Origin of the sequence: Synechococcales cyanobacterium T60_A2020_003 (genome assembly GCA_015272205.1) — a bacterium.
Taxonomy (GTDB): Bacteria; Cyanobacteriota; Cyanobacteriia; order RECH01; family RECH01; genus JACYMB01.
This window is the reverse complement of the sequence record JACYMB010000227.1, coordinates 1-11,351: the sequence shown is the minus strand read 5'-3', so window position 1 is coordinate 11,351 and position 11,351 is coordinate 1. Positions and strand designations below refer to the sequence as shown.

11 protein-coding genes are annotated in these 11,351 nt (G+C 52.2%); 3 read left to right on the top strand and 8 right to left on the bottom strand.

Annotated elements, in window-relative coordinates; genetic code table 11:
- On the bottom strand, positions 1–249 hold a 249-nt coding region (locus tag IGR76_11480; protein MBF2079110.1), incomplete at its 3' end, for a RidA family protein.
- Positions 250–909: 660 nt separating this feature from the next.
- Here IGR76_11480 and IGR76_11475 point away from each other — a divergent pair.
- Entirely contained in the window at positions 910–1,134 is a 225-nt protein-coding gene (locus IGR76_11475) for a DUF2949 domain-containing protein (GenBank protein MBF2079109.1), read from the top strand.
- 88 nt (positions 1,135–1,222) lie between these two features.
- Here IGR76_11475 and IGR76_11470 read toward each other — a convergent pair whose 3' ends face one another.
- The 4 genes from IGR76_11470 to nfi form a co-directional block, all read right to left on the bottom strand.
- On the bottom strand, positions 1,223–3,136 hold the full coding sequence (locus tag IGR76_11470) for a primary-amine oxidase (protein MBF2079108.1): 1,914 nt from the start codon (positions 3,134–3,136) through the stop codon (positions 1,223–1,225).
- 156 nt (positions 3,137–3,292) lie between these two features.
- Entirely contained in the window at positions 3,293–3,709 is a 417-nt protein-coding gene (locus tag IGR76_11465; protein ID MBF2079107.1) for an MgtC/SapB family protein, read from the bottom strand.
- 106 nt (positions 3,710–3,815) lie between these two features.
- Complete coding sequence (locus IGR76_11460) at positions 3,816–6,422, bottom strand: hypothetical protein (protein MBF2079106.1); 2,607 nt, start codon at positions 6,420–6,422, stop codon at positions 3,816–3,818.
- 98 nt (positions 6,423–6,520) lie between these two features.
- Positions 6,521–7,216: a deoxyribonuclease V gene (gene nfi / locus IGR76_11455; protein ID MBF2079105.1), complete on the bottom strand. Its 696-nt coding sequence runs from the start codon at positions 7,214–7,216 to the stop codon at positions 6,521–6,523.
- 107 nt (positions 7,217–7,323) lie between these two features.
- Here nfi and IGR76_11450 point away from each other — a divergent pair, with 107 nt between their 5' ends.
- On the top strand, positions 7,324–7,539 hold the full coding sequence (locus IGR76_11450) for a hypothetical protein (GenBank protein ID MBF2079104.1): 216 nt from the start codon (positions 7,324–7,326) through the stop codon (positions 7,537–7,539).
- Between the two features lie 974 nt (positions 7,540–8,513).
- On the opposite strand, the gene IGR76_11445 is transcribed toward IGR76_11450, so the two are convergent.
- The 3 genes from IGR76_11445 to IGR76_11435 all read right to left on the bottom strand — a co-directional run bounded on the left by IGR76_11445 (position 8,514) and on the right by IGR76_11435 (position 11,007).
- Entirely contained in the window at positions 8,514–9,323 is an 810-nt protein-coding gene (locus IGR76_11445) for a hypothetical protein (GenBank protein MBF2079103.1), read from the bottom strand.
- A gap of 135 nt (positions 9,324–9,458) precedes the next feature.
- A complete protein-coding gene (locus IGR76_11440) occupies positions 9,459–10,385 on the bottom strand; it encodes a hypothetical protein (protein MBF2079102.1) in 927 nt (308 codons plus the stop codon).
- Between the two features lie 169 nt (positions 10,386–10,554).
- Positions 10,555–11,007: a GNAT family N-acetyltransferase gene (locus IGR76_11435; protein ID MBF2079101.1), complete on the bottom strand. Its 453-nt coding sequence runs from the start codon at positions 11,005–11,007 to the stop codon at positions 10,555–10,557.
- A 36-nt stretch (positions 11,008–11,043) separates the two neighbouring features.
- On the opposite strand from IGR76_11435, the gene IGR76_11430 reads away from it, so the two are divergent.
- A complete protein-coding gene (locus IGR76_11430; protein ID MBF2079100.1) occupies positions 11,044–11,202 on the top strand; it encodes a hypothetical protein in 159 nt (52 codons plus the stop codon).
- Positions 11,203–11,351: the final 149 nt, after the last annotated feature.

The window sequence follows — 11,351 nt, the reverse complement described above, 5'->3', positions numbered from 1 at the left end:
GGCTAGAAATACGGTGGTTTTGACGACGTCATCTAGGGTGGCTCCTGCTGTGGTCAAAATGGCTTCTAGATTGGTGAGGACTTGCTGGGTTTGGGCACCGATGTCGCCATCGCCAATGAGGCTTCCGGTTGCCGGATCGAGGGGAATCTGACCCGAGACAAACAGTAGTTGTCCCGAAGCAGCGATCGCTTGATTATAGGGGCCTACAGGGGCAGGTGCGTGATCGGTCTGAATAATTTTGCGGGTCATATTAGGTTCGGTTCGCAGTGTTACGAGTGCTGGACAGTGTTAAGTAATCCGGTATTTTTTCCCTATTCCCTAATTACAGTCTCTGAAAGTGACCTAATGCTCCAAGGTTGTGGAAGTTAGCGTGCTTGGTTTCTAACTCAACCCGCATATTTTGTCCGATTTCATACTCGCCGTTCAGGGCTTGAAGGCGTTGAAGGCATCGGTGGAGTTTGTCTTGCATGCTCAGTCAGGAAACTAAGGGGAGCGTTTCAAGGTTATACCGTTGACGCCCCATTATAGGTCGAGATAAGGGAAGTACAATGACAATCACCACACAACCCATGCCCCTAAGCACCTGGCAGAAGTGGATGAACGCTCAGTACGGGACTAGAGGAAGCGGGGGATCTAATATGCAAGGCTACAGTGATCAACGCAGCAGCTAAAGATATACAGTAGATTACAAAACTCGGCTAGATCTCCCCTAGCCCCCTTAAGAAAGGGGAGAACCGAGCTGAAAGATGGATGCTGCAATGCATACAGGGTCGAGTACGGTCATTCCGGACGGGGCTGTGGCACACTGAGGATGATTTGAGAACCACCCAACTGGGTGATACAGAAGAGTGAAGTGAGTTTGAGCAGACTCTGGCTGAATAGGAAGCAACTCACTCACGGAATGATTCTATGTTGTTCAACCAATCCTCCCTGATTGCGAGGTTAATCCACTTTCTGCGGGATGACCTTTGTATTTCCGATGATTCTATCCAAATGGCACTTCGCCACGAAGGCCACACGCCAAATCTGCTGCCAATGGTGCTGTGGCAGTATGGGTTAGTCACCCTAGAGCAACTGGATCGTATCTTTGACTGGCTGGAAGCAAATCCCCAAGATTCATCCGCAAAGTCTTAAAGCACAAATCTTTGTACGGGCAGGTATCGCTGGGCTCTCCGGTATTCCAGCGAACACCCACGCTCAACCTGCCCTCAAGAGGAGAACTTTAATGGCAAGCGCCTTTTGAAGGCGGTACATCCAATGCTGGATTGGCATCAAAGAATCCCAATGGCTTCAGCATAAAACCCGAATAGGCAGTTGGCATCATCGGCCAATCCTCTGGACGGGGAATGTGATGATGCCCAAAGACATACCACACCACGATGTCGGTGTTGGCGATCGCCCGATTGGCCTGGGTCCATTTCGGCAGCCCCTCTCCACCGGGATGCTGGTTGGGATAATCTCCGGCTGGATATTTTTCATCCTCGTGGAAGGGCGTGACCCAGAGGTGCTTCGTCATAAAGCCTGCTCGTTTTAGGATGGGCGAATCGGGATGGGCGAAGGGGAGAACATTCTCACCCGGAATGATCTTGAAGCCAACGGGTTGGCCTAGGCGATTGTGAACCGACTCATTGAGAACTTTCCAATATCGACCCGTAAGGGGATCGATGATCTGCTGCGCTTCTTGTTCAGTTTCAAATCGTTGAGACTTGGCGTAGAACGCATTGCCAAAGGGATTCGTTTCCCCCATCGGTTCGGCTTCAGTGTGGACTTCGTAGACGGAGTTGTTTTGTCCATCAAGGTCGAAATCGAGCCGCATACAGAAAAAATGCTGGTGGTTGAGGGCATTGAGTTCGGGCGCAACGAGGGTTCCGTATTTGCCTTGGTCAGCCAATGCACCGCAGAGTAAGATCCCCGTTAGTTTAATTTCATACTGAATCGTGCCGTCCTGATAGAAATACCAGAAAAAGCCATACTCGTAATTGTCTACGGTGGTGATAAACGAGACGACCAAACGACGCGATCGCCGCACTTCTACCTCATCCAGTCGCCAGTCCGTATGTTTCCAGAGAATGCCAAAATCCTCTTCGTGCATACAAATGGCGTTTTCCAACACGTAGGGTTCGCCGCGACTATCGGTGAGGACGGCATCAAAATAGAAGATCTCTCCCAGGCAATCACAGCCCAGTTTAAGCGAGTTTGCTAAATGTCCAACGCCGTGTTCTCCCAAATCAAAGGCATTTTTGCGGAAGTGTTGGGGACGCGGATCACCGTAGGGAACCACCATCTCCGCCATCGATGCTCGGTAAAGAATGGGGCGTACCTTTCCCTGATCGTCGTAGCCAATGGTGTAGAGTACCAGTCCCTCACGGGGATTAAATCCAACTCGAAACTGCCAGCGCTGCCAGGTGACGTGGTTGCCGTCTACGTGGAAGCTGGAGCCTTGGGATTGGGTAATGGTGAGGGGTTTGATGTCGTCCCGAAGCGAGGGCTGAAATCGAGCCGCGTACTCACCAGGGTCGGGGGGAACGGGAACCGTACCTAAATCTTCAATGCGTAAGACCTGCATTGAGTTGAGATCTACGACCGGGATAACGCCATCAATGGGACGGGAATAGAAGTTGCCATCGGGTCTTTCTCTCAGATAGCACACACAGCGAGAGAGACGGTGTCCCTCTTCTTCTGCAAAGCCAAAATTGCCAATGCCCCACGGATCAACAACGACCAGATCCAGATCGGTGATGCCTCGTTTGGCTAGGACTTCGCGAAATTCAGGATGGGCTTTCACGGCAGCCTCGCAATCCGATAATTCGTCTGCCATGATGTTCGGCTGGATTCCGGGTAGGGGGGTCCAGGAGCTAATCGTTTGCTGATTCAAAGAGACAACGGCTTCGTAGGCGATTCCCGTGGCGTTATCAAGCAGGACGAGGAAAGCTTCGCGCTCGAAGGTTTCGCCTGGGGTGTAGCTGAGGATGAACTCTTTAGATGGCTCCTTGAGCGTGACGCAGGGAAAACGATAGGTGGAACCCACGGACTTTTCGGTGCGGACAATGTGGACAGCGGTTTTGATTTCGTCGAGGGTGAGGGGATCGAGGGGATGTGGGGTAGAGATAGACGCAGAGTTGGCTAGAGTGGTCATAGAGGTGGACGAGTAAACCGTGGATGATTGAGAGGGGCGATCGCGCCAAGCCGTCACCATAGGAATGCGGCTTCGAGATCATGCTAGACCGATTCTACAGTAGCCTACCCGTTCAATCTTCAGAAATGAAGAGCCTGATCCCTATCCTTAATGACGCTACTCACGACCTCTCGGAAGACGTTCGGACCACTGTTCGATGCGTTTAAACACCGTCAACACTACCAGCGTCAGGATGCTCCCAGTTAGGGTAAGTTGCCACAATCCGCACCCTGCAGCAATTCCAAGGGCAGCGGATACCCAGAGCGCACTGGCCGAGGTTAGCCCCTTCACCTCCACTTTGGTGATATCGGCGCGAGATTTCTCTAAAATTTCGCCTGCGCCTAGAAAGCCAATGCCTGTGGCGACCCCCTGAATGGCACGGCTGACGGCATCAGAATTTTGGGTTTCGCACCCCGCTTGCAGCGGCACCATCACAAAGAAAGCTGCACCGACCGTCACTAAAATGTGAGTCCGTAGTCCGGCAGGCTTTCGCTTTAGCTCGCGATTCCAGCCGATCGCCCCTCCGGCCAGCATGGCGAGTACGAGCCGAAAGATCAGCGATCGCCAGTCATTGGGACAGAACCAGATGTCAGGCTGCAAAGGCTGTACTCCTCCGATGTTGTAGACCTCTGCTCAAAGTTTAGAGCGGAATCGAGTAGGTGAGGTTATCTGACCAGGCGGTGCGCTGAGTGTTCAGACTATTGAGAATGCTCATCCGGTTGGGCAGATCCGCGATCGCCTCAGCTTCATTCACCGCTTGATCCATCACGGCATTGGCCTGGGTCATATCGCCATTCTGAGCGTAGGATTGAGCCAATCGGCGGAGAATGGCAATCCGGGTTTGGGGATCGTTAAATCCGCGAACGAGGGATACGGCCAACTCAAGTTCATCGGCTAGCAGCATTTCGTCCAAACTGATCCAGAGTGCATCTTGCTGTGTGGCGCGATCGCTCACTTGGGTGAGTGCTTCCAAGCCTGAGGCAAGACTGATCTCAGCCTGTTCCTGATCGCCAAGACGGGCATAGCCGATCGCAATGGCGAACGCATTCGTTGCTCGTGCCTTGGGATCGTGGACGATGGTGTTCAGATCTGAGGCGAGGGCATAACTCCAGGCGGGAGCAACGGTGCTGGGTGCCGCATATTGGTTATAAATTAAGCTACTCAGGAGGGAGTCGCGCTGGAACGCGTCCCAAATGCGATCGGTGGAATCCGTCAACTGTTCGGTAGCGGTTTTGGCCTGTTCCGGGCGATTGGCTGCCCTGTATTTCGCGGCAATGTCTGCTAGAACTTGGGCACGCTGCATCTCATCCGGCATGGCGTTGACGAGTTGGAACGCCAGGGTGGGGTCTGGGGCAGCAGCAAGGGCAAGAGCCGCTTGACCGAGAACCGTATTCTGTTGGTAGGCATCGGGGAGGGATTGTGCGGCTTGGAGGAATTGCTGGGCGATCGCCTGAAGGGTTGTGTCGTCTCCTAAAACGGCATAGCCTTCCGCGATCGCACTCATGGTACCGAGTTTCTGTGCCCCGTCGGTGATGGACGCACTAAGCTGTAACGCTTCACTGAGAAGAGTTTGCGCCTGAGCCGGACGCCCCATCCGCCCGTAGGCTTGCCCAATCCGAGCCAACCGCTGTGCCCGCAACCCACCATCTTCGGTGGTGTTGGCGAGTTCCGTTGCCAGTTCTAGAACGGTTGCTGCCTGTTCCGCCTGTTGCAGATTGCTATAGTTCTGCGCCAGGGTTAGCCAGATCCGAAGCTGGCTTTCAGTGGTGTCGTAATAGTTGGTTCCTTCAAAGGATTGCGCGGATTCTACGGCGGCATTGAGCGCGGCGATCGCCCGTTCAGCGTCGTTAAGTTTGCTGAAATCTTCGGCGATCGCCATCAGTAGCCCTGCATTGGAGGTTTCAAAGTACATGTGGCGATCGACGTAGTCGCCAATCTTCTCAATCGTTTTGGCCAGATCAAACGCCTCCTGGAGAATGAGGCTGGCCTGATCCGGATTGCCGATCAGCCGCGCCTGTTCTGCGATGCCCTGAAGCGCATACACTCGATCCTCGGGTTGGCCGTAGGTACGGGCGACCTGCATCGCAATGTCGTACTGACCGTTGAGAGCGGTTTGTTTAACAATGTCGTTCAGCAGTAGCACCTTCGGATCTTCGTAGTCCGCCAACACCTGAAGTTCGCCATCGTCTACCCGCTGGGCTAGTTTGAAGGCCTCCTCAAACCGACCATGCTGAACCAAGACCTGGCCGATGAAGATATAGGCTTCAGCTTGGTCGTAGGCAATGGTCAACTGTTCCGCCCTGCGAATGGCCTCATCGTAGGCTCCGATTTCGGCGTAGTTCCGTATCCAATAGGAAAACGATTGGTTGTCGGGCATGGCCTGGAGTTCGGCATAGCCTTGATCAATCAGCTCACGAGCCGCATCGGTATTGCCAATGCCTGCATAGGCGATCGCCGTGATTCGGAACGCTTCCAGTTTTGTCCACGGACTGCTAATCTCTTGGGCAATCTGCTGCGCAATGCTGTAGTCTCCAGCTCGCACCGCACCTTGGGCTACGTTAAACAGTGCGCCAGATCGCTCATCGGCATTGGTCATCGTTTGGCTAAACACCAACCCCTCGTGAAACTGGTGGTTGGTAATGTAACCCCGCACAATGCTGTGTTGGGCACGAGCCAGTTGGTACTCATCGGTACGGATGCGATCCAGCAGGGCGATCGCCCCGTCTAAGTCATTAGCCTGCACCCGTTGTTCGATCAATGCCTCCAAGACCTGAGCGCGGGCAAACTCCGCCTCAATCGACTCTGCAAAGGTGAGAGCGGCGTCCATTTGTTCGGTTTTGGCGTAGGCTTGGGCGATCGCCGTTTCGACTTCAAGCCGGAAGGGCGTGCAGCAATACTCTGGTGCATAGGTGTTGTAGTCTACGCGATCCAGGAGGGCGATCGCGGCGTCCATCTGGCCAATGGCGGCGTATTCTGTGGCGATCGCCGCCCAAATTTGTTGGCGACGGGTTGGATCTTGAATCTGGTCTGCGATCTGGGCAGCTTCAACGAGATAAGATGCGGCTTGATCGGGCGTTTCGGCATCTTGAGCCGCACGAATGTCTGTCCACGCCTTGGAAATCGTTTCTTCGTCAGGGGCATCCGGCGCGGTCACAGTATTCGCCTGACTGATGATTACATCTGAGTTTGCATAGGCGGACTCAACGCTTGGAACAAGGGCGATCGCACCCATTAACGCAGCTACCATCCATCCGTTCACACGAGTATTCCTAAGTTGAAGCGAGTAATCAAGAAGGATGACTGGTTAACCGTCATGGAGGTTCCGTTGCAGTCGCCCCATCACCATCACCCCAACGGATGCATAGCCGATTTCCGAGTTCGCGAAGATGCCAGCCGATCCGCATAGCGCGTGGTTTCCGGTAAGCGGTATTTTGGGGTGCAGCGCAGGACTAGATCAATTGCGGTTTCCAACGAAATTCTATGGCCTGGGGAAATGTATAGGGGTTTGGTGTTAGTGCGGGTGCGTAATACCGCCCCAATGCGATCGCCTTTATCCATCAGGGGAACCCACGATCCCTTGTCGGGGGGCACGTCTGCGTGGGTGCCAATCAACCGTGATTTAGCAACGCCAATGGTGGGGCGATCGCACAGAAGTCCGAGATGGCTAGCAATGCCAAGTCGCCGAGGATGGGCGATTCCCTGTCCGTCGCATAGGATGACGTCGGGAGCGGTTTGAATCTGTCCAAGGGCGGCTAAGACTGCCGGAATTTCACGAAACGAGAGCAGTCCAGGGACGTAGGGAAAGGGGGTGGGTTGGCGAACCAGGGCCTCATCTACGGGGACTAAGTCTGGAAACGAGAGCACCACGACTGCCGCACGGGTTGTCTGCCCCTTATCCTCAAATCCAGCATCGATGCCCGCCACCAACCGAATCAAGGCGGGAAGCTGATCCTGGGTGATGACGTGAGGTGCCAGGGTCGTTTGTAGGGCGATCGCCTCGGGTACAGACGTCGGCCAAGGATAGGAATTGGGCAGATCCATTGTGAATTTCTAATACATCTCTTTAAAAATCTGTACCTTTCTAGCCTTCATAGGGCGATCCGCTTTGGCTTTAAAATAGAATCATTCCTATTGCGGGGTACTTTCCCATGGCTGTTGAAACGATTGGCAATCCCACTCCTGAGGCTGAACAGTTGCGCGTCACCCTAGAAACGCAGCTACCCAACATCATCGCGAGTTTTAACCAAGTGCTGCGCGAACAGTACGGTCTCTCAGGTATTAGCGTTGCCCGCTTTACCGTTATTCCAGATGTCGAAACCCCTGCAACGGTTTCTAGTGATCAGGATAGTTGCTCTATTTCCTGAGATCCAAGTCTCTTTAGCAGATTTCATAATCTCCGAAAAATCTGTGCAGCAAGTGATTAGACGCCTTCGAGCGCTTTGGCTTGCTGCGTTTTGTCTGAGCAAATAGGATAGCAGGAATATCCGGGGTTGAATAGACGATACCCCGACTAAGCGAGCAGAGGGATTTGAATTGAGTCAAAAAGATTAAAGGCGATCGTCAGCTCTAGATCTAAATTGCCCATACCGCGATACGCTTAACCCCCCTGAATGCATTAAGAGGTGTTGCGTAGCTGATTGACTGACAAAACTCACACAACCCTGATTCTCTCGTAGGTTGGGTGAGCGCTAGCGTAACCCAACAGAATATAGGCTAAAGTTGGGTTCCGTTGTTTCACCCAACCTACTAAAAAAGATTGATCAGTCAACCAGGTTGCGTAGATAGTGCCTATGAAATAGGTCTTCAGATGGAACGCAATAGTTGCAATGCGGAAGATAAAAACAAAACAACAGCACCCAGAACGGTCACGTCGAGGGATTTCCTTTCATCAGTTCAACCTATGCAGAGTGTCTAATTAGTAGACAAAACTCTCTTTTAATCACTTTAGGAAATATCGACAACCTGTTTGGATGCTGTGGAGTCTATACGAAACAATTCAACTGGAAATTGATGGTGACCTCCTTCGTTGTAAAATTGAACCGTTTCTCGAAACACCCAGAACGGTTAAGCCGAGGGATTTCCTTTCATCAGTTCAACCTATGCAGAGTGTCTAATTAGTAGACAAAACTCTCTTTTAATCACTTTAGGAAATATCGACAACCTGTTTGGATGCTATTGAGTCTACACGAAACAAATTCAACTGGAAATCGATGGTGACCTCCTTGTGTTGTGAAATTGAACCGTTTCTCGAAAAAGGAGAATCTTTATCTCCTTACTATTTAGAGTACTCCGTTTTTAGAGATCGTGTGTTGTAGATGACACTAAAGTTTACGATCAGTTAGGAGTCACTGGAATCGACTAGCACCATAGAGTCTGCGCGAAGAATCTCCGTGCCGTTTTCCCATACAAGCAGCGTAGTTGGGTCGTTTCCTGTTTCCGTCAACTTGGATGACAGCGTGTAGGCATAGTTGCCATTGGCCCAGGACATATTGCAGACGCCGTTACGGCAGACGACAAAGCCATCAGTAAGCGACAGACAGTTGCCTGCGGCATCGCAGCCATAGTAGGTCAAATTGCCCGTTCCATTGACACCGTCCCAACTTTCAAGACGACCTACCGTGACCGTCCAGTCTCCATTGCTGAGTACCTGCCAGGTTTGACCCAGCAATATAGCGTCTGAAATAAGGGTTTCTTGGCGCGATCGCCCACAGGGTTCGGCACTTTGGCAGTCGGCTACGGTTTCCTCGGAATAGACGAAGCGCACGGTTTGGCCAAGCAGTTCATTTTGGCGATCGCAGATTTCAAAGGTGGCACCAATGGGGAACTCTTGGCCTTGGCGATCGCGCACCGTTGTATAACACATCACGTCACCCGCTTGGGCAGACATCAGAGTGCCAATTTCGGGATAGCTCGACGCTTGGTCGAGAGATGGACTGGATGCAAGCTCTGTATGGGGTGATGATGGAGACGGCTGAGATGTAGACCTCAAGATAGACTCTACCTCAGCTTTGTTGGGGAGAGAGACTTGGGATTGAGAGATCGGCGATTGCTCAGGAGTAGGGGCTGATTCTTGAGTCATGGCTGTCCTGCCACAGCTTCCAAGGAATAGAGCGAGTCCTAAGGTGATGACTTGAGTTCCGTAACGCATGGGTAGACTCCGTGAGATTAAGGAATGGGGGCTTGTTTGTCGAAGGCAATCGCCTGACTGACAGTGATTACAGAACCAAGTTCTTCCATCTCGGATGGGTCTGTGGCAGTTTTTAGATTGTCTCTTGAGGAGAGATCACGGCTCAACGGCATCGACGGCATGAGGAGCCCGATCCACCTCTGGATTGGGTTGTCCATCGGCGTCAAGATAGCCCAGTTCTTGCAGAAATGAGGCGAGGGCGGTGGGATAATCTGGATACTGTCCAACGGGGTTGCCTTGGTCGTCGTAGATATCCAGTCCCCAATCGGTTGTAGCGTCATAATGCGCCAGCATAAAGGCCCACCCCTCTTCATATTCGCCTAAGCGTATTTTTTGAGCCACGTAGCCTGCTAGCACCCCATTGATTTCATAGTCCTGCTGCTCGGCTTGAAGAATGTTTTCGTACATGCGCCATGCGGTGGATCGAAGCTGGTCGGTGTAGTTCAACGTTACATCCTGAAACTGCCCGTCTTGGAACGAGAGAATCAGAGAAGGAGGGAAAGAGCCAGCATAGCTGCTGAAGGCGTAGAGAAAAGATTGATCGAAGGTGGAAAACTCAGCGCGTCCATCACCATCGATATCTTCAAAGACGCCACCCCCACCATCTAGAAATCCAGTTTCGGTTTTCGCAAAGTCACTGCCTTGCCAAGAGTAGATGAGAAAGGTTGTGCAGCAGTGGGCACCCCCGCTATAGGTTTCAACAATGACCTCGGCGTTACCGTCGTTATCCAAATCGTTGAGGCTCACGACGCCGTTGTAGAAGGTGGACTGACTGTCGGTGAGGTAGGGAACCCCATCATAGGAGATCTGATAGGACAAATTATCGGTGAATTCTTCGACAGTTTCAAAATCATAGGGTGTATAGCTAACCGAGACGCTAACGGCCCCTTCTGAGATTTCGCGATTTTCAAACGCTTCGCTGTTGGCGACGATTTCCGTATCCGCTGCGATCACCCTAGGAGCGATCGCCAGCATGGAACCAACTAAGCCAACTGCAACAATAGGAGAGAGTCGTAAACGCATGACATAAAACCTGACATTAATGGATAGCGGGAGGTTCTATAACCTGAAGATCATGAACCTCTCTGGATAAGATTGTTCCTGCTCCTCAAGATTAGGCGATTTTCAACGAGTTTCCTTACGTCAATTGCCGAAGCATAGGGGCGATCGCCCGTTTTGGGGAGGCAGACCATCACTGGAGATCCATATGGAAGCTATACCCGTGTTTCTGAAATCCCAAGGTTTCGTAAAACTGATGGGCATGGGTACGGATCGCATTGGCGGAGATGGTGAGCTTATAGCAGTTGTGCGCCCGACAGTGCTGCATAGCGTTTTGCATCATGGCTTTGCCAATGCCCTGGCCTTGATAGGCGGGATGAACGGCTACGGATTCGACAATGCCAGAGGATTGTCCACCATGAATCAGGTTTTCCATGATCAGCAATGCAAAGGTGCCGACGATCTGATGCTCCTGAAGGGCAACGTAGATGGCGTAGTGGGGATAGGAGCAAATGATGCGCCATTGGGCGATCGCGTCTTCAAGAGGCATTGGCTCCTCGTCTAGGCCAGCCTGACCGTACAGATCGAGGATAGCCGGAATGTCGGCTTCCGTGGCAGGATGAATGGTTAACGAAGAAGTATCCATAGGGAGCTAAGGCAAGATAGAGTCAGGTAAACATCTGTGTGCGACGTTCCAACCGTACTCTATCTCAGCCACTGCATACCTGAGCGACGATTCACCGAATTAATTGACCTGAAAAATACTCATTCCCATCAGATGGACATCAATATTGGGATTTGGAGCAGCGGCGATCGCCATCCGGAACACGCCATCGGTTAGGCTCACAGGATAGGGGCCATACCGTTCCCAATGGGCAACGGGAAGTTTCCCAACCTCGGTTGCGACTGTTTAATCCCCGATCTTAATGTCGAAGCGGCGTTGTTGCATGAAAGAGGGGTTACGGGCGGGAGAGGCATGGTAAATTTCAG